The sequence below is a fragment of the Kitasatospora paranensis genome, assembly GCF_039544005.1.
In the GTDB taxonomy this organism is placed as follows: Bacteria; Actinomycetota; Actinomycetes; order Streptomycetales; family Streptomycetaceae; genus Kitasatospora; species Kitasatospora paranensis.
On record NZ_BAABKV010000001.1, the window covers coordinates 5,329,949 to 5,349,074 of the forward strand.

Annotated in this window: 14 protein-coding genes; 8 read left to right on the plus strand and 6 right to left on the minus strand. The window is 74.0% G+C overall.

Translation table 11 applies throughout. From position 1 onward, the window contains the following. Nucleotides 1-81 precede the first annotated feature (81 nt). Nucleotides 82-816, minus strand: coding sequence for a response regulator transcription factor (locus ABEB13_RS25645; protein ID WP_198524015.1), 735 nt, complete (start codon nucleotides 814-816; stop codon nucleotides 82-84). Nucleotides 817-1,321: 505 nt separating this feature from the next. Between ABEB13_RS25645 and ABEB13_RS25650 the strand changes: the two genes are divergently transcribed. From ABEB13_RS25650 to ABEB13_RS25665, 3 genes are all read left to right on the plus strand, one after another. Continuing rightward, a complete protein-coding gene (locus tag ABEB13_RS25650) occupies nucleotides 1,322-2,011 on the plus strand; it encodes a rhomboid-like protein (protein ID WP_345707368.1) in 690 nt (229 codons plus the stop codon). A gap of 253 nt (nucleotides 2,012-2,264) precedes the next feature. After that, entirely contained in the window at nucleotides 2,265-4,658 is a 2,394-nt protein-coding gene (gene lon, locus ABEB13_RS25655) for an endopeptidase La (RefSeq protein ID WP_345707369.1), read from the plus strand. 443 nt (nucleotides 4,659-5,101) lie between these two features. Beyond that, the gene (locus ABEB13_RS25665) at nucleotides 5,102-5,620 is read left to right on the plus strand and encodes a GtrA family protein (RefSeq protein ID WP_100888557.1); all 519 of its coding nucleotides are present in this window, start codon (nucleotides 5,102-5,104) and stop codon (nucleotides 5,618-5,620) included. 36 nt (nucleotides 5,621-5,656) lie between these two features. Here ABEB13_RS25665 and xylA read toward each other — a convergent pair whose 3' ends face one another. After that, entirely contained in the window at nucleotides 5,657-6,817 is a 1,161-nt protein-coding gene (xylA, locus tag ABEB13_RS25670; protein ID WP_345707370.1) for a xylose isomerase, read from the minus strand. A 105-nt stretch (nucleotides 6,818-6,922) separates the two neighbouring features. Here xylA and xylB point away from each other — a divergent pair, with 105 nt between their 5' ends. Further along, on the plus strand, nucleotides 6,923-8,356 hold the full coding sequence (xylB, locus tag ABEB13_RS25675) for a xylulokinase (RefSeq protein WP_345707371.1): 1,434 nt from the start codon (nucleotides 6,923-6,925) through the stop codon (nucleotides 8,354-8,356). A gap of 115 nt (nucleotides 8,357-8,471) precedes the next feature. Further along, nucleotides 8,472-9,695 carry an ROK family transcriptional regulator gene (locus tag ABEB13_RS25680; RefSeq protein ID WP_345707372.1) on the plus strand — a complete coding sequence of 408 codons (1,224 nt, stop codon included), beginning with the start codon at nucleotides 8,472-8,474 and terminating at the stop codon, nucleotides 9,693-9,695. 65 nt (nucleotides 9,696-9,760) lie between these two features. On the opposite strand, the gene ABEB13_RS25685 is transcribed toward ABEB13_RS25680, so the two are convergent. After that, nucleotides 9,761-10,729, minus strand: coding sequence for an ABC-2 transporter permease (locus ABEB13_RS25685; protein WP_345707373.1), 969 nt, complete (start codon nucleotides 10,727-10,729; stop codon nucleotides 9,761-9,763). Between the two features lie 179 nt (nucleotides 10,730-10,908). Between ABEB13_RS25685 and ABEB13_RS25690 the strand changes: the two genes are divergently transcribed. Beyond that, nucleotides 10,909-11,370, plus strand: a complete 462-nt coding sequence (locus tag ABEB13_RS25690; RefSeq protein WP_345707374.1) for a MarR family winged helix-turn-helix transcriptional regulator — start codon at nucleotides 10,909-10,911, stop codon at nucleotides 11,368-11,370. 141 nt (nucleotides 11,371-11,511) lie between these two features. Further along, a complete protein-coding gene (locus ABEB13_RS25695; RefSeq protein ID WP_425559913.1) occupies nucleotides 11,512-12,996 on the plus strand; it encodes an MDR family MFS transporter in 1,485 nt (494 codons plus the stop codon). Between the two features lie 372 nt (nucleotides 12,997-13,368). Here ABEB13_RS25695 and ABEB13_RS25700 read toward each other — a convergent pair whose 3' ends face one another. Further along, entirely contained in the window at nucleotides 13,369-13,602 is a 234-nt protein-coding gene (locus ABEB13_RS25700; protein ID WP_345707375.1) for a hypothetical protein, read from the minus strand. A gap of 39 nt (nucleotides 13,603-13,641) precedes the next feature. Beyond that, nucleotides 13,642-14,808, minus strand: coding sequence for an inorganic phosphate transporter (locus tag ABEB13_RS25705; RefSeq protein ID WP_345707376.1), 1,167 nt, complete (start codon nucleotides 14,806-14,808; stop codon nucleotides 13,642-13,644). 362 nt (nucleotides 14,809-15,170) lie between these two features. Here ABEB13_RS25705 and ABEB13_RS25710 point away from each other — a divergent pair, with 362 nt between their 5' ends. Further along, nucleotides 15,171-16,667, plus strand: coding sequence for a C40 family peptidase (locus tag ABEB13_RS25710; protein ID WP_345707377.1), 1,497 nt, complete (start codon nucleotides 15,171-15,173; stop codon nucleotides 16,665-16,667). Between the two features lie 97 nt (nucleotides 16,668-16,764). Here ABEB13_RS25710 and ABEB13_RS25715 read toward each other — a convergent pair whose 3' ends face one another. Further along, nucleotides 16,765-19,044: an FdhF/YdeP family oxidoreductase gene (locus ABEB13_RS25715; protein ID WP_345707378.1), complete on the minus strand. Its 2,280-nt coding sequence runs from the start codon at nucleotides 19,042-19,044 to the stop codon at nucleotides 16,765-16,767. Nucleotides 19,045-19,126 lie beyond the last annotated feature (82 nt).

A 19,126-nucleotide genomic window follows, 5' to 3' on the forward strand; every position in this document is an offset into this window, starting at 1 on the left:
GCCCCAGATCCCGGCCTCGCGGCAGGGAGAGCGTGGGCCCCCGGTGGCCCAGCCCTCGGCGCGCGGCCGTAGGAGGAAGTGCTACGAGAGCGGTGCCTCCAGGGCGTACCCGACGCCGTGCACCGTGCGGATCCAGCTGGCACCGATCTTCCGGCGCAGCGCCTTGACGTGGCTGTCGACCGTGCGGGTGCCCGAGGCGTCCGTCCAGTCCCAGACCTCCGCGAGCAGCTGCTCGCGGGTGAGCACCGCGCGCGGCTGTGCGGCCAGGCAGGCGAGCAGGTCGAACTCGGTCGGCGTGAGGTGGACGTCGCCCGAGCCGAGCCGCACCCGGCGCTGCACGTGGTCGATCTCCAGGTCGCCGAAGCGCAGCGAGCCGAGCGCCGGCGTTCTGGCCGCCTGCTGGGCGCGCTCCACGCGGCGCAGCAGCACGTTGACCCGGGCCGCCAGCTCGCGCATCGAGAACGGCTTGGTCATGTAGTCGTCCGCGCCGACGCCGAGGCCGACCAGCAGGTCCGTCTCGTCGTCGCGCGCGGTCAGCATGAGCACCGGCACCGGGCGCTGGGCCTGGATCCGGCGGCACACCTCCAGCCCGTCGAAGCCGGGCAGCATGATGTCGAGCACGACGAGGTCGGGCTGCCAGGTGTGGAAGCCGTCCACCGCGCCGGGCCCGTCGTGGGCCACGGCGACCTTGAAGCCCTCCGCGCCCAGCCGGGCGGCGATGGACTCGGCGATGGTGGGTTCGTCCTCCACCACCAGGACCCGTCGCTGTGTTCCGACCGGATTGCCGCCGCCGGTCTCCTGCTGAATTTCTGTCACGGTCACGCCACCGCCCCCAGGGCTGCGGGCCGGCCACCTGTGGGGGTGGCGGGCGCCGCGTCGTAGTCGTCTTGTTCCGTCGTGGGCTGTGCCCGGCCTGCTGTGCCGGCCGTGTGCCGTTCCGCCGTCGGCACGCCGTGCGGCGTGGATGCGCCGTGTCTGCCACGCACCCCGTCCGCACTCCTGGCAGGGTACGGACACCGTGCGCGTTCCGGCAGGTGGACGGGGCATTTCCGGCCCATGGCCGAATACCGTCCCGCTCCGGGACCGGGCACGGGGCGATACCTTACCGGGCGAAAAACGCACCTGTAACGGCCTGTATGTGCCTTGACCCGCGATTCGCCGCTTACCGCTGGACCGTTCGTCCGTGAACGGACGGCTGGTACGGACCAAGCGGCGCCGGACGTTCACCGAACCTCAGGCATTCTTCACAGCACTTACCCAGCGGACTCCCAGATGCGGAACGTATCGTGGGCACGACAAGGGCGAGCGGTGTCCTCCGCGGGTGCATCCCGCGCGCGGCCGTGCACGCCCTCGGTACGTTTGGCGGGGGGCGCACGGCGCGCGTTCCGGCGGACGGAGGACCGATGGCGGACACCGGCGCAGGCGTCCCGGGTCCGTACGCACGGGCTCGCGACCTGGTGGTGCGCGCCCTGCCCACCCCCGGCGCAACCCCTTCGCGCTCCTCTACCTCGCGCTGCTGCTCGGCACCACGCTCTTCGCGCACCTCGCCGACCCGCAGCTCGTCCGCCGGCTCCAGGCGCTCTCCAGCACCGACGTCCACAACCTGGCGCACCACCCGGTGCTGGCGCTGGTCACCAGCGGGTGCTGGGTCGCCGGGCCGCTCTGGACGCCGTACCTGTGGGCCGTCGCGGTCACCGTCGCGCCGCTGGAGCGCCGGGTCGGCGGCCGCCGCGCCGCCGGCGTCCTCGCCGCCGGGCACGTCGGGGCCACCCTGCTCTCCCAGGGCGTCGTCCTCGCGGCGGTGGCCCTCGGCGCCCAGGGCGACGACCTGCTCGACGCCCTGGACATCGGCGTCAGCTACGGCGTCCTCGCCAGCCTCGGCGCGCTGGCCGGCCTGCTGGCCCCCGCGGCCGGGCGCTCGCCCTGGCGGTCGCCGCCACCGTGGTCGGCAACCAGCTCCTCCAGGACCCGGACCTGGTCACCGGCGTCGGCCACCCGGTGGCACTGCTGATCGGCCTCGCCCTGTGGCGTCCGCTGCGCCGGGGCCCCCGCCCGCCCCGGCGTCCGCTGCGCCGCCCGGCCCGCCGCCGCAGCCGGCCGCAGGCCGCGCCGGCCCGGGTCTGACACCCGCCCCGACCTGCGGGTTCTCCCCGCCAGCCGGGCCGTGCCCGGCCGATCGCCCAGAGCGAACAGCCTCCGGGGAACATCCGCGCCTCGCCAATCCTTAGTCAGGTCAGCTCAACTTCGCTGACTGGGGAGAGATCATGGCATCGACGTCCGTTCCGCTCACCCTGCCCGTGCTGCCGCTCGACGACGAGGTGGTGCTCCCGGGCATGGTCGTCCCGCTCGACCTGTCCGACACCGAGGTCCGCGCCGCCGTCGAGGCCGCCCGGGCGGCGGCGTCGACGGCCAAGCCCCAGGTGCTGCTCGTCCCGCGGCTCGACGGCTCGTACGCCGCCGTCGGCACCCTCGCCACCGTCGAACAGGTCGGCCGGCTCGCCGACGGCGACCCCGCCGCCCTCGTCCGGGCCGTCCGCCGGGTGCGGATCGGCTCCGGGACGACCGGCCCCGGCGCCGCGCTCTGGGTCGAGACCACACCGTTCAAGGAGTCCGCCGAGGGCACCGCCGTGGCCGGCCGCGCCGCCGAGCTGGTCAAGGAGTACAAGTCGCTGTCCACCCAGTGGCTGCGCAAGCGCGGCGCCTGGCAGATCGTCGACCGGGTCGCCGCCATCGAGGACGTCGGCGACCTCGCCGACAACATCGGCTACGCCCCCTTCGCCACCGCCGAGCAGAAGCTCAAGGTGCTGCTGGAGGCCGACCGCCTGGCCCGCCTGGAGTACGCGCTCACCCTGCTGCGCGACCACCTCACGGAGGAGGAGGTCAACGACACCATCCGCAAGGACGTCGAGGAGGGCGTGGCCAAGCAGCAGAAGGAGTTCCTGCTCCGCCGCCAGCTGGAGGCCGTCCGCAAGGAGCTGGCCGAGCTCAACGGCGAGTCCGGCACCGAGGAGGACGACTACCGGGCCCGGGTCGAGGCCGCCGACCTGCCCGAGAAGGTCCGCGAGGCCGCCCTCAAGGAGGTCGACAAGCTGGAGCGCTCCTCCGACGCCTCCCCGGAGGGCTCGTGGATCCGCACCTGGCTGGACACCGTGCTGGAGCTGCCCTGGAGCGAGCGCTCCGAGGACGCCTACGACATCGCCGGCGCCCGTGCGGTGCTGGACGCCGACCACGCGGGCCTCACCGACGTGAAGGACCGCATCGTCGAGTACCTGGCCGTCCGCAAGCGCCGGGCCGACCGCGGCCTCGGGCTGGTCGGCGGCCGCCGCGGCGGCGCGGTGCTGGCCCTGGTGGGCCCGCCCGGCGTGGGCAAGACCTCGCTCGGCGAGTCCGTCGCCCGCGCGATGGGCCGCTCCTTCGTCCGGGTGGCGCTCGGCGGCGTCCGGGACGAGGCGGAGATCCGCGGCCACCGGCGCACCTACGTGGGCGCGCTGCCCGGCCGGATCGTCCGGGCGATCAAGGAGGCCGGCACGATGAACCCGGTCGTGCTGCTCGACGAGATCGACAAGGTCGGCTCGGACTACCGCGGCGACCCGGCCGCGGCCCTGCTGGAGGTCCTCGACCCGGCCCAGAACCACACCTTCCGCGACCACTACCTGGAGGTCGAGCTCGACCTCTCCGACGTGGTCTTCCTCGCCACCGCCAACGTGCTGGAGGCCATCCCGGAGCCGCTGCTCGACCGGATGGAGCTGGTGCGGCTCGACGGCTACACCGAGGACGAGAAGGTCGTCATCGCCCGCGACCACCTGCTGCCCCGGCAGCTGGAGCGCGCCGGGCTGAAGACCGACGAGGTCGCCCTCGACGAGGCGGCGCTGCGCCGGCTCGCCGGGGAGTACACCCGCGAGGCGGGCGTGCGGAACCTGGAGCGGACGGTGGCCCGGATCCTGCGGAAGATCGCCGCGCAGAGCGAGCTCGGCGAGCGCGACCTGCCGGCCGCGATCGGCGCGGACGACCTGCGGGCCCTCATCGGGCGGCCGCACCACACCCCCGAGGCGGCACAGGAGCCGGCCGAGCGGCGCACCGCCGTCCCCGGCGTGGCGACCGGCCTCGCGGTGACCGGCGCCGGCGGCGACGTCCTCTACATCGAGGCCTCGCTGGCGGACGCCGAGACCGGCTCCACCGGCCTGACCCTGACCGGGCAGCTGGGCGACGTGATGAAGGAGTCCGCGCACATCGCGCTCTCCTACCTGCGCTCGCGCGGCGCCGAGCTGGAGCTGCCGGTCACCGGGCTGCGGGAGCGCGGCATCCACCTGCACGTCCCGGCCGGCGCCGTCCCCAAGGACGGCCCGAGCGCCGGTGTCACCATGACGACCGCGCTGGCCTCGCTGCTGTCGGGGCGCAAGGTGCGCACCGACGTCGCGATGACCGGTGAGGTGTCGCTGACCGGGCGGGTGCTGCCGATCGGCGGGGTGAAGCAGAAGCTGCTCGCCGCCGACCGGGCGGGCGTCACCACGGTGATCATCCCGAAGCGCAACGAGGCCGACCTGGACGACGTCCCGGCCGAGGTCCTGGAGCGCCTCACCGTGCACCCGGTCTCCGACGTCCGGGAGGTGCTGGAGCTGGCCCTGGAGCCGGCCGAGGTGCTGGTCGCCGCGGCGTAGCGGAGGCGGGCCGCGGCAGGGCCCGGGAACGGGGCAAGGGGCGCGGGTGAGCGATCACCCGCGCCCCGTCGGCCTGCCCGGACTGCCGACGGCCACGGATCGCCACGCCCACCCGAGCCGTCGACCCGACGTCCGGCGCGGACGGGCTGATCCACACCGTGCTGCGCGACCCGGTGATCCCGGGGACGACCGCGACCTCCGTCCTCGACCCGTACTCCTGCGCCGAGATCGACCCGGCGACCGGCCGGGTGGTGCGGACGGCGTGGCTGGGCAGCGGCTTCCGCTACGACACCCTGCAGATGGGGTCGGGTCGATCGCACCGGGCGGCGTCGTGCTCCAGGGCACCACCACGGGCGCGCCGAGGATCGCCGGCGCCGGAAAGCGGATCCCCGTGCGGACCGTCCGGGCACCCGCGCGAAACGTCCGCGTGCGACACTGCCGAAATGCCGTCCCCTACGCAGCGGGCCCTCGCCCGAGTCCCGGAGCGGTACAAGCCGTTCCTGGTGCAGCACCGCAAGCTGGTGAAGTTCGCCCTGGTCGGCGGTACCTGCTTCGTGCTGACCACGGTCATCGACCTCGGGCTGAAGCTCACGGTGCTGCAGTCCAAGCCGGTCGTGGCGCTCACCGTCGCCACGGTGGTGGCCACGGTCGTGTCCTACGTGCTGAACCGCCAGTGGTCCTTCCGGGCGAACGGCAAGCAGCGCGAGGCGATCCTGTTCTTCGTGGTGAGCGCGCTGGCGATCGCCGTCAACGACGTGCCGCTGGTGTTCTCCCGCTACGTGCTGGACTTCCGTGAGCCGGACGTCTCGCACGCCGTGCAGGAGGGCGCCGACTTCCTCAGCGGCATGATCGTCGGCACCCTGCTGGCGATGGTGTTCCGCTACTGGGCGATGAACCGCTGGGTGTTCACCCGCAGCAGGCTGCAGCCGCCCGCCGAGGAGCTCGCACCCGAACGGGTCTGAGCTCCGCCGGCGGGCGGCCGCCGCGCGGCCACCGGCTCAGCGGGCGCCGAGCAGGTGGTCCATGGCCAGCTGGTCGAGCTGCTCGAAGGCCATGCCGCGGGCGGCGGCGGCCTCGACGTCGAACTCCTCGAAGGCCGCGCGGTCGGCGAGCAGGGCGTCCAGGCCGTCCGCGGCGGTCGGAGCGGCCAGCTCGTCGAGCCGGGCCGCCCGCAGCGCGTCCCGGACGGCCGGGTCGGCCCGGAAGGCCAGCGCCTTCTCCTTGAGCAGCAGGTAGTTGCGCATGCAGGCCTCGGCCGAGGCCCACACCCCGTCGAAGTCCTCGGTGCGCGGCGGCTTGAAGTCGAAGTGCCGCGGGCCCTCGTAGCCCGCCGACTCCAGCAGGTCGACCAGCCAGAAGGCGCTGCGCAGGTCGCCGGCGCCGAACCGCAGGTCCTGGTCGTACTTGATGCCGGACTGGCCGTTCAGGTCGATGTGGAAGAGCTTGCCGTGCCACAGCGCCTGGGCGATGCCGTGGGTGAAGTTCAGACCGGCCATCTGCTCGTGGCCGACCTCCGGGTTGAGGCCGACCCGGTCCGGGCGCTCCAGGCTGTTGATGAACGCCAGCGCGTGGCCGACGGTCGGCAGCAGGATGTCGCCGCGGGGCTCGTTCGGCTTGGGCTCGATGGCGAACCGCAGGTCGTAGCCCTGCTGCTCGACGTACTCGCCGAGCAGGTCGAAGGCCTCCTTGAGCCGGTCCAGGGCCACCCGGACGTCCTTGCTGGCGCCGTGCTCGGAGCCCTCCCGGCCGCCCCACGCCACGTAGGTGGTGGCGCCCAGCTCCACGGCCAGGTCGATGTTGCGGATGGTCTTGCGCAGCGCGTAGCGGCGCACGTCGCGGTCGTTGGCGGTGAAGGCGCCGTCCTTGAAGACCGGGTGGGTGAACAGGTTGGTGGTCGCCATCGGGACGGCCAGGCCGGTGGTGTCCAGGGCGGCCCGGAAGCGCTTGACGATCGCGTCGCGCTCGGCGTCCGTGGAGCCGAACGGGATCAGGTCGTCGTCGTGGAAGGTCACGCCGTACGCGCCGAGTCCGGCCAGGCGGTGCACCGTCTCGACCGGGTCCAGGGCCGGACGGGTGGCGTCGCCGAACGGGTCGCGGCCCTGCCAGCCGACGGTCCACAGGCCGAAGGTGAACTTGTCAGCGGGGGTGGGGGTGGGCATGGCGGGGCTCCGGATTCTGCCGAGGGTCTATTCGTCAGGGCGAAAAACAAACTAATATCCCCAGGCACGGATGGGAAGCCCCGGCGCGCGGACGGAGAGAGACGCATGGCACGGATCGTCATCGGAGTGGACAGTTCCACCCAGTCCACCAAGGCCCTCGCGGTCGACACCGACACCGGTGCGGTGCTCGGCGAGGGCCGCGCGGCCCACACCGTCGCCGGCGTCGACGGCGCCCGCGAGAGCGATCCCCGCCAGTGGTGGCGCGCACTGGAGGAGGCGGTCGCCGGCACCGGCCACGCGGACCGCGCCGAGGCCCTCGCCATCGGCGGCCAGCAGCACGGCCTGGTCGCCCTCGACGCGGACGGCGAACCCGTCCACCCCGCCCTGCTGTGGAACGACACTCGCTCCGCCGCCCAGGCCGAACGCCTCGTCGAGGCGCTCGGCCCCGCCGAGTGGGCCCGCCGCACCGGCAGCCTCCCCGGAGCCTCCTTCACCGTCACCAAATGGGCCTGGCTGCGCGACCAGGGCCTGGCCGACAAGGTCGCCGCCGTCCGGCTCCCGCACGAGTACCTGACCGAACGGCTCACCGGCCGCGCCACCGCGGAGCGCAGCGACGCCTCCGGCACCGGCTGGTGGGGCGAGCACGGCTGGGACACCGGCATCCTCGACCTGGTCGGCCTCGATCCCGCGCTGCTGCCCGCGCTCGCCCCGGTCGGCGCCGCCGCCGGCGAGGTCCGCGCCCCGATCGCCGGCCTGCGTCCCGGCACGCCCGTCGCCCTCGGCGCCGGTGACAACGCCGCCGCCGCCCTCGGCCTCGGACTCGGCGGCGGCCCCGGCGCCGCGTACGGCCGCCCCGCCCTCTCGCTCGGCACCTCCGGCACCGTCTACGCCGTCACCCGCGGCCGGCCCGCCGACCCCAGCGGCACCGTGGCGGGCTTCGCCGCCGCCCACGACGACTGGCTGCCGCTGGCCTGCACGCTCAACTGCACCCTCGCCGTCGACCGGCTCGCCACCCTGCTCGGCCGCGACCGGCAGGCCGTCGAACCCGGCGGGGACGCCGTCGTGCTGCCCTTCCTCGACGGTGAGCGCACCCCCGCCCTGCCGCACGCCGCCGGGCTGATCCACGGCCTGCGGCACACCACCACCCCCGGCCAGCTGCTCCAGGCCGCGTACGACGGCGCCGCGTACGCGCTGCTCGCCGCCCTGGACGAGGTCCTCGCCGCGGGCGGCGAGCGCCCCGGCGACGAACCGCTGCTGCTCATCGGCGGCGGCGCGCGCGGCCGCGCCTGGCAGGACACCGTCCGCCGGCTGTCCGGCCGGGCCGTCCAGGTCCCGGAGGCCGGCGAACTGGTCGCCCTCGGCGCCGCCGCCCAGGCCGCCGGCCTGCTCACCGGTGAGCACCCGGCCCGGATCGCCCGCCGCTGGGACACGGCCGCGGGCCCCGTCCTCGACCCGGTCGACCGGGACGACGCGGCACTCGCCCGGATCGCCGGCGTGCTGGCGGCCGGCCGGCCGCTGCTGGCGGGCCCAGACCGCTGACCGCACGCACTGCTGCGTGTCCGAACCGCCGACGGCGGGTGTCCCCGCGGCGCCCGCCGCTACGCTGCAAGCGACCGACCAGGTGTTCGGTCGCGGAACGAGAGGTGAACCGGGGATGCGGGAGACGGAGTCGCGGCGGGCCCAACCCGCCAGCCAGCAGGGCATGCGCCGGGCGAACCTGGCCCTGGTGCTCGGCGAATTCGCGGCCGGCCCGCGCTCCCGCGCGGACGTCGCCGCCGCCACCGGCCTCACCAGGGCGGCGGTCTCCTCCCTGGTGGACGAGCTGTCGGCGGCGGGACTGGTCGCCGAGTGCGGACCCGCCGCGCCCAGCGGCAGAGTCGGCAGACCCGGCACCGCGCTGGCCCTCGACCCGCAGGGGCCGGCCGGACTCGGCGGCGAGATCGGCGTCGAGCACCTGGCGGCCTGCGTGGTCGACCTGCGCGGGGAGGTCCGCGGCTGGCGCCGCCGCGACGTGTCCAACCGCGGCCGCCGGCCGGCGGAGGTGCTGGCCGACCTGGCCGCCCTGCTGCGCGACGTGTCCGCGGCCGCCCGGCTCGACCCGGCCGGACTGACCGTCGCCGTCCCGGGCCTGGTCGGCGCCACCGAGGGCACCGTCGAACGGGCGGCCAACCTCGGCTGGTCCGGCGAACCCGTCGCCGAGGGTCTCCGGCAGGCCCTGGCCGCCGCCGGCGCCGACGCGTTGGCCGCCCTGCCGATCGAGATCGACAACGAGGCGAACCTCGGCGGTCTGGCCGAACTCTGGCTCGGCGACGGCCCGGAGGACTTCCTGCACGTGTCCGCCGAGGCCGGCATCGGCGCCGCCATCGTGGTCGGCGGCCGCCTGCTGCGCGGCGCCCGCGGCTACGCCGGCGAACTCGGCCACCTCCCCGTCCACCCGGACGGGCCGCGCTGCCCGTGCGGGGCGCGCGGCTGCCTGGAGCAGTACGCCGGCGAGGCCGCGGTCCTGCTCGCGGCCGGGCTCCCCGGCGCCGGCGACGACTGGGTCGCGCTGCTCGCCGACCGCGCGGCCGGCGGGGACGAGCTGGTCCGGGCGGCGCTGGCCGCCGCCGGGGCCGCCCTCGGCGTGGCCGCCGCCGGTGCGGTCAACCTGCTCGACCCGGCGGCCGTGGTGCTCGGCGGCGGCTACGCCGAACTCGCCGAGTGGCTGCTGCCGGCCATGCGGGCCGAACTGGCGGCGAGGGTCACGGTGCGGCCGTGGTCCGGGGAGTGGCTGTCGGCCTCCGCGCTGGGCCGCCGGGGCCCGCTGCTCGGCGCGGCCACCGGCGTCGTCCGGGCCGTGGTGGCCGACCCTGCCCGCTTCGCCGCGGCGGAGGCCTGAGCGAGCGGCGGACGGACGGGTCCGCGTCGGGCGGGCGACGGGCGGGGAGCGGCTCGGCGGCCCGGTCAGCCGGCGGTGGTGTCCGGCGCGGTGGGCCCGTGCGGGTGGCGGGCGACGGCCACCAGGGTGACGGCGACGCCGACCGCCGCCCAGGCGGCCAGCACCAGGAACGGGACGAGCAGTTCGGTGGAGCCCAGGTAGGCGATCGAGCGGGCCGCGGAGGTGCCGGCGCCGTTGGGGATCCAGGCACCGATGGCCCGCCAGAAGGGCGGCATCAGCGGCGGCGGGAAGACGCCTCCGGCGCTCGGGTTGCCGAGCACGACGAAGATCAGTACCGCCAGCCCGATCCCCACCACGCCGAACAGGCACTCCATCGCCATGGTGAAGGCCCCGACGGCGAAGACCACCAGAGCGCCCAGCCCCCAGAGCGCCCAGATCGAGCCGGGCAGTGCGTCCAGGACCGGGCCGGTGATGACGGCCCCGCCGATACCGGCCGCCACCGAGTACAGGGCGAGCGTGCCGAGCCGGATCAGGGCCCGGTCGGTGTTGGCGGGCCGCGAGCCGGCGCTGATGCCGAGGATCGAGGCGACCAGGTAGCCGCCCACGCACCAGCCGACCACCAGGTAGAAGGAGGACAGCCCCTCGGCGTCGCCCGCGGCGAGCGGCACCACGTCCTCGACCGTGAGCGTCCGCTGCCGGGCCGTCTCCACGCTGCCGACGATCTTCTCGGCGGCGGTCGCGGCGGCCGGCCCGCGGGCGCTCGCGACCAGCAGGGTGTCCCGGCTGCCAGCGGCGTCGAACAGCCAGGCGGCGTAGATCTTCTGATCCTTGATGCGGGTGACGGCCGTCTGCCGGTCGGGTGCGGTGCTGGAGCGGACGGCTTCGTCCGGGACGGCGTCCAGGGCCGCGGTCAGCTGCGGGGCGACCCGGGCCGGGGCGACCACCGCGATGGAGAGCCGGTGCGGGGACGGGTCGTGCAGAGCGCCGACGTAGCTGGCCACGAAGCCCAGCTGGAGCAGCAGGACGGCGAACACCAGCAGGGCCGCGCGGGGGTGACCGCGTCCTTGACCTCCGCGGCGAAGCCGGGGCGCGGGGCGGTCATCCGGGGCCTCCAAAGTCGTGATCAATCACCGCAAAGATCATTGAAACAGACACTTCATAGCATGAAGCAGTTCTCGCGGGAGGGAGGCACGGCCTGCGGGATACTGGCGCCATGGGTGAGCAGGAGTCGGCGGAGCAGGCCTTTCGTGCGGTGGAGCGCGAGGTGGCGCTGCTGTTCCGGCGCGGCCGGGCGCGGGCGTTCGAGATGTCCCGCCGGGTGCATCCGGAACTGGAGGGCGTCGGCTACGGGATGCTGGCGTTCATCGAGGAGGCCGGGCGGGTGCGGCTGACCGACATCGGCGTGCACTTCGGGGTCGGCAAGGCCTCGATCAGCCGGCAGGTCAAGCACCTGGAGGCGCTCGGGCTGGTGCGCCGCGAGGTGGATCCGCACGACCGGCGCTCCTCGCTGGTGTCGCTGACCGAGGACGGCGCCTCGCGCTACCTGCGCGCCCGGGACGACCGGATGGACCGCTTCCGGGAGCTGATGGGCGCCTGGGAGCGCGAGGACGTGGTGCAGTTCGCGGACCTGCTGCGGCGCTTCAACGACGTGGCGGCGCAGGCCATGGCGGTGTGACCCGGTGGCGGCGTGATCCGGTGGCGGTGCGGGCCCGGTCCCGGGTGGGCCGGGTTTTTGTTTGCCCGGGTAAAAGTTGCCTTACTCAACCATCTGGACTTATGGTTGCTTTAGGCAACGAAACGCACCCGAAGGACCCACATGACCACGACGACACCGATGACCCACCGACAAGTCCTCGAAGCCCTCTCCGGCCTGCTGCTGGGCCTGTTCGTCGCGGTCCTCTCCTCGACGGTCGTCTCCAACGCCCTGCCCACGATCCTCACCGACCTGCACGGCGGCGAGTCCGCCTACACCTGGGTGATCACCGCCACCCTGCTGTCGCTGACCGCCTCCACCCCGATCTGGGGCAAGCTCTCCGACCTGGTGAGCAAGAAGCTGCTGCTGCAGATCGCCCTGGTCATCTACATCGCCGCCTCGGCCCTGGCCGGTCTCTCGCAGAACACCGGCGAGCTGATCGCCTGCCGCGTCCTGCAGGGCATCGGCGCGGGCGGCGTCACCGCCCTCGCCCAGATCTGCCTGGCCGCGATGGTCTCGCCCCGCGAACGCGGTCGCTACAGCGGATACTTCGGCGCGGTCTTCGCCCTGGCCACCATCGGCGGACCGCTGATCGGCGGGGTGATCGTCGACACCTCCTGGCTCGGCTGGCGCTGGTGCTTCTACACGGGCATCCCGTTCTCGATCCTGGCGATCATCGTGCTCCAGCGCACCCTCAACCTGCCGGTGGCCGCCCGCACGACCAAGCCGAAGATCGACTACGTCGGCGCGCTGCTGATCACGGCTGCGGCCAGCCTGCTGATGATCTGGGTCAGCCTGGCCGGCAAGAACTACGACTGGGCGTCCTGGCAGACCGCCGCCATGCTCGGCGGCACCGCCGTACTGGCCGTCCTGTTCGTGGTCACCGAGCGCCGGACCGCGGAGCCGATCGTCCCCCTCGACCTCTTCCGGCACCGGACGGTCACCCTGGCGGCCATCGCCAGCGTCCTGGTCGGCGTCGGGATGTACGGCGCGACCACCTTCCTCAGCCAGTACTTCCAGCTGGCCCGCGAGAAGTCGCCGACCATGGCCGGGCTGCTCACCCTCCCGATGATCCTCGGACTGGCCGTCTCCTCCACCGTCGCCGGCAAGCTCATCACCCGCTACGGCCGCTGGAAGGCCTACCTGGTGTCCGGCACCCTGCTGCTGGCGATCGGCTTCGGTCTGCTCGGCACCATCCACGACGACACCCCGTACGCCCTGCTGGCCCTCTACATGGCGGTGACCGGCATCGGCCTGGGCCTGACCATGCAGAACCTGGTACTGGCGGTGCAGAACACCGTGCCCCGCGAGGAGCTCGGCTCGGCCAGCTCCACCGTCACCTTCTTCCGCACCCTGGGCGGCGCGGTCGGCGTCTCGGCGCTCGGCGCGCTGATGTCGCAGCGGGTGACCACCGTGCTGACCGACAACCTGGCCAAGGCCGGCGTGCACCCCGCCGGCGGCGCATCGATCGGCGGCGGCGAGATCCCCGACCTGCACAAGCTGCCGGCGCAGCTCGTCCCGCTCGTCACCGACGCCTTCGGCCGGGGGTCGGCACGGTCTTCCTGCTCGCCGCGCCGTTCGCGCTGCTGGCCTTCCTGGTCGTGCTGATGATCCGGGAGACGGTGCTGCGCACCGGCGCCGAGGCCCCGGTCGAGCGGCCGGTGGAGCTCGTCCGCGACTGACCCGGCCGTCACGCCTGCGAAGGGCCCCGCAGAGATCCTCTGCGGGGCCCTTCGCGTGCTTGCGGGCGGGGACGGGTCGGCGGGTGGGCGGGCGGGCGGACGTGGCGGGGGCCGGGGGCGATGCGGTGGGAGGTCACCCGGGCGCCGGCGTCAACGTCAACGTCAACGCCCACGCGAACGCAGGCCCAAGGCCCCGACCTCGGACCCGGACCCCGGAGCGCCCCCGGACGCGCGAGGGCCCCGCAGAGAATCTCTGCGGGGCCCTTCACCTGCACGCTGCAGGCAGCACGTCGTGCGATCAGTGACCGGCGATCATGGTGATGCCGTAGAAGACCACCGAGGCGCAGACGCTGAAGCTGAGTGCGGCACCGGCCAGGGCCAGGTTGCCGCTGCCCGCGCCGGGGATGCCCGACCGGACGGCGTCCTGGGCCGCCTCGCGCCGCGACAGCGCGAGGATGCCGAGGAGAAGGCCGCGACCACGGCGACCGTGATGGCGAAGCTCAGGCCCGCGGTCTGAGCGAGGGCGCTCCACTTGATGTGCATGGCTGTCCGTCCTCTCTGGACTGGGCCGTCAGGCCGCGACGGTGGTGGTGGCGGGGGTGGGCACGGCGGCCGGGGCGGTGACCTCGACCTCGGTGACGTCGTTGACGTTGCCCGCGGTCACCGGCTGGCGGCGCGAGAGCATCCACATGGTGCCCGAGCCGGCGACCAGTGCGGCACCCACCAGCGCGACGCCCCAGGAACCCTGGTCGGCGACGAAGGCGGCGATGCCGGCCACCGTGGCGGCGGCGGGCAGGGTCAGGCCCCAGGTGTAGACCATGCGGCGCACCAGGCTCCAGCGCAGCGTGCCCTGGGGGCCGCCGAGGCCGGCGCCCATGATGCCGCCGGAGCAGACCTGGGTGGTGGAGAGGCCGTAGCCCATGTGCGTCGAGGTGAGGATGACCGCGGTGGCCGCCGTCTCGGTGGCCAGGCCCTGGCGGGGGCGGATGTCGGTCAGGCCCTTGCCCATCGAGCGGATGATCCGCCAGCCGCCCATGTAGGTGCCGAGGGCGATGGCGGCGCCCGCGCTGACGATGACCCAGACCGGCGGCAGCGCGCCGGGCTTCAGGGCGCCGGCCGAGACCAGGGCGAGGGTGATGATGCCCATGGTCTTCTGCGCGTCGTTGGTGCCGTGCGCCAGCGAGATCAGCGAGGACGAGAACATCTGGCCGCGCCGGAAGCCCTTGTCGGTGGTGGTCTCGCGGCCGCCGCGGGTGATCAGGTACGCCAGCTTGGTGGCGCCCCAGGCGGCGAGGCCGGCCACGATCGGGGAGGCGACGGCGGGGATCAGGATCTTGGTGACGACGGTGTCGAAGTTGACGCCGTGCAGTCCGACTCCGACCACGGTGGCGCCGATCAGGCCGCCGTACAGCGCGTGCGAGGAGCTGGAGGGCAGGCCGCGCAGCCAGGTCAGGAGGTTCCAGAGGATCGCCCCGACCAGGGCGGCGAAGATGATCGACGGCGGGAGGCCGGACTTCTCGTTGACGATGCCGCCGGAGATCGTGGTGGCGACCTTCACGGAGAGGAACGCACCGGCGAAGTTGAGGACGGCGGCGATGGTGACCGCGACCTTGGGCTTGAGGGCTCCCGTCGCGATGGAGGTGGCCATCGCGTTGGCGGTGTCGTGGAAGCCGTTGGTGAAGTCGAAGGCGAGCGCCGTGATGATCACAACGGCCACCAGGAACGTGATGTGTTCCATAACCAAACAATCGTCGTAGTTGTCGGACTGACGCTGCTGTCGTGGGCGACCGTAGGCATGCCGGGTGAACGGAAGGTGAACGGGTGCGGGAATCCGGGTTCCGGGGGTTGCGCAGAGGTTGCGGAGAAGCTGTGAACCCGTGGAGATCCGTGCGCTGAAGGGCCGTATTGAGCGGTTCCCTCCCTCTTGGTGGCGGTTTGCTGAGACCTGTCTCACATCGGCTCCCGGCCTCCCGTGAGGAGAGTCTGAGAATTCACCGATCCGTCCGCACACCCTCTGCCGGTGCACGGGGCGGGCATGGCAGGATTCCAGCGGGAGATCACCGGGCGGCGGGTCCGGGGGCACTGCGGGGAGGCGGGCCGATGGCGGCCGGGCAGCGTAAGGACACGAGCGGGCTCCGACCCTGGGTGCGGGCCGCCCTGCGCTGCGGGGTGCTGCTGGCCGCCGCTGCACTCGCGCTGCCGGCGGCGACTGCCGCGTACGCCGCCCCCGCGCCGACCCCGACGATCACCGTCGCGGCCGGGGCCGACCCGCTGGCGGACGCCAAGACGACCCTCGGGCCCCTCCTGGACCGCCTCCACCAGCTGTACCAGGACGCCGAGGCCGCCACCGAGCAGTACAACGCCGCGGCGGCCCAGCAGGCCGAGCAGCAGAAGGCGGTCGACGACCTGAAGGCCCGGATGGTCCGCCAGCAGGCCGCCGTGGACGCGGGCATCGACATCGCCGCGCAGCTCGCGGCCGCCCAGTACCGCAACGGCCGGTCCTCCGACCTCGCCGACCTGATGCTCGCCGAGAACCCGTACCAGGCGGTCGCCATCGCGCAGCTGCTGGACGCCGCGGGCCGCTCGCAGAAGGCCTTCCTGGACCGCCTCAAGTCGGACCGCGAGGCCCTGACCCTGCTGCAGGCCCAGGCCGAGCAGTCGCTCGCCCAGACCACCCAGCTCGCCGCCCAGCAGGCGCTGGCCAAGGCCGACATGGCCAAGCGGCTCGGCGCGGTCGAGGACATGGTCGGCTCGCTCACCGGTGCCCAGCGCAGCGAACTGGAGGCGCTGGAGCGGGAGGAGGCCGACCAGGCCCAGCTGGCGTTCCTCGCCTCCGGCGCCCTCGGCAAGGGCGAGCGGACGCCGTCCGCGGCGGGCCGCAAGGCGATCGCCTTCGCGCTCAACCAGCTCGGCAAGGACTACGTGTGGGGCGGCGCCGGCCCTGACGTCTTCGACTGCTCCGGCCTCACCTCGCAGGCCTGGCTGCACGCCGGCGTGCCGATCCCGCGCACCAGCCAGGAGCAGTGGGCCCAGCTCAAGCACGTCCCGCTGAACCAGATGCGCCCCGGCGACCTGGTGATCTACCACACCGGCGCCACCCACGTGGCGATGTACATCGGCGGCGGGCTGATCGTGCAGGCCCCGCACACCGGCGACGTGGTGAAGGTGTCGAAGGTCGGCGCCATGCAGATCCTGGGTGCCGTCCGCCCCGACCCGGACGACGGCGGCGACGACAAGGGCGGCCAGTGGAAGGTCCCGGACGTGAAGGAGGGCCCGCCGCGCATCGCGCCCGCCAAGCCGGGCACCCTGCCCCCCGCGCCTCCGTCGCCCCCGTCGGCGGGCGGCCCGCCCTCCGGGACCCCGACGTCGACCCCCTCGCCGAGCACCGGGACGGGCACGCCCTCCGGCTCGGGCGCCCCCTCCGGCTCCGGCACGCCGTCCGGTTCCCCGAGCGGATCCGGCAGCCCGTCCGGGAACAGCAGCCCGTCCGGGAACGGCACGCCCAGCGCGGCGGGGTCGAGCACCCCGGCCCGGTCCGCCTCGGCCACGGCCTCGTCCGGCAAGGCGGGGAGCGCCTCGCCGACCGCCTCGGCCTGACACCGGCCGCGGCCGCCTGACCGCGGCCGCCTGACCGCGGCCGCCCCTCCCGACCCGCGGGCCGGGCGCAGTGACCGACTGCGCCCGGCCCGTCCGGTCACGCCCCGCTGTCCGCCTCGAAGCGGATCACCACGGCCTTGGAGGTCGGCGTGTTGCTGATCTCGGCCGTCGAGTCGAGCGGCACCAGGACGTTGGTCTCCGGGTAGTACGCGGCCGCGCCGCCGCGGGCCACCGGGTAGTGCACCACCCTGAAGTGCGGCGCGCGGCGCTCCACGCCGTCCTTCCACTCGCTCACCAGGTCCACGTACTGCCCCTCGGCGAGGCCGAGTCCGTCGGCGTCGGCCGGGTTCACGAGGACCACCCGGCGGCCGCCGGTGATGCCGCGGTACCGGTCGTCGAGGCCGTAGACCGTGGTGTTGTACTGGTCGTGCGAGCGCAGCGTCTGCAGCAGCAGGCGGCCGGCCGGCACCTCGGGCGCGGTCAGCGGGTTGACCGTGAAGTTGGCCTTCCCGGTGGCGGTCGGGAAGGTGCGGCTGTCCCGCGGCCCGTGCGGCAGGGTGAACCCGCCGGGGCGGCGGACCTTCTCGTTGAAGTCCTCGAAGCCGGGCACGACCCGGGCGATCCGGTCCCGGATCGTGTCGTACGAGGTGGCGAACTCCTCCCACGGCGTCGGGTCCTCGGGGCCGAGGGTGGCCCGGGCGAGCGCGGAGACGATCGCGACCTCGGAGAGCAGGGTGTCGGACGGCGGACGCAGGCCGCCGCGCGAGGAGTGCACCACGCCCATGGAGTCCTCGACGCTGACGAACTGGGCGCCGGCCGACGTCCAGTCCCGGTCGGTGCGGCCGAGGGTGGGCAGGATCAGGGCGCGGGCGCCGGTCACCACGTGCGAGCGGTTGAGCTTGGTGGAGACGTGCACGGTCAGCCGGCAGCGGCGCATCGCGGCCTCGGTGACGTCGGTGTCAGGTGTCGCGGCGACGAAGTTGCCGCCCATCGCGAAGAACACCTTCACCCGGCCGTCGCGCATCGCCCGGATGGTGTCGACCGCGTCCAGGCCGTGCTCGCGCGGCGGCTCGAAGTCGAACTCCTTCGCCAGGGCGTCCAGGAAGGCGGCCGAGGGCCGCTCGAATATGCCCATCGTCCGGTCGCCCTGGACGTTGCTGTGGCCGCGGACGGGGCAGACGCCGGCGCCGGGGCGGCCCACGTTGCCGCGCAGCAGCAGGAAGTTGACCACCTCGCGGATGGTCGGCACGGCGTGCCGGTGCTGGGTGAGCCCCATCGCCCAGCAGACGATGATCTTCTCCGAGGCCAGCACCAGCCGGGCCAGTTCCTCGATCTGCTCCCAGGGCAGGCCGGTGGCGGCCAGCACCTCGTCCCGGTCGGTGGCGGCCGCCTCGGCCGCGAACTCCTCGAAGCCCAGGCAGTGTTCGGCGACGAACTCCCGGTCGACCCCGTCGGCCTTCAGGACGAGCTGGTTGAGCGCCCGGAACAGCGCGAGGTCCCCGCCGAGCCGGATCTGCAGGAACAGGTCGGTCAGCTTGGTGCCGGAGCCGGCCAGACCGCGGGCGTTCTGCGGGTTCTTGAAGCGCTCCAGCCCGGCCTCCGGCAGCGGGTTGACCGAGACGACGGTCGCACCCGCCCGCTTGGCCCGCTCCAGCGCGGAGAGCATCCGCGGGTGATTGGTGCCCGGGTTCTGGCCCGCCACGATGATCAGGTCGGCCTGGTAGAGGTCCTTGAGGTGGACGCTGCCCTTGCCGACTCCCAGGGTCTCCACCAGCGCCGAGCCGGACGACTCGTGGCACATGTTGGAGCAGTCCGGCAGGTTGTTGGTGCCCAGCCGGCGGGCGAACAGCTGGTAGGCGAAGGCGGCCTCGTTGCCCGTCCGCCCCGAGGTGTAGAACGCCGCGCCGTCCGGGGTGTCCAGGGCGCGCAGCTCCTCGGCGACGATCACGAAGGCGCGTTCCCAGGACACCGGCACGTAGGTGTCCGAGCCCTCGTCGAGCAGCATCGGTTCGGTGAGCCGGCCCTGCTGCCCCAGCCAGTAGCCGGAGCGCTCCGCCAGCTCGGAGACCGGGTGGGCGGCGAAGAAGTCCGCGGTGATCCGGCGCTCGGTGGCCTCCTCGGCGACCGCCTTCGCACCGTTCTCGCAGAACTCGGCGGTGTGCGTCTTCCCCGGCTCGGGCCAGGCGCAGCCCGGGCAGTCGAAGCCGTCCGGCTGGTTGATCTTGCGCAGCGTCGCCAGGGTGCGGCGGGCACTCATCTGCTCGCCGGCCATCCTCAGGCTGTGCAGCACCGCCGGCACGCCGGCCGCGGCGTGCTGTGGGGCCGACACCCGGGGCGCGTCCTGCGCCGGGTCGGTCTGCGGGGCCTGCTTGGCCATGACGGCACCTCCTCCAGCTGGGCGCGGGCGTCGTTGCCGCGGCCCTGCTCCATCCTTCCACTGCCCGCAACCGGGCTGGTCG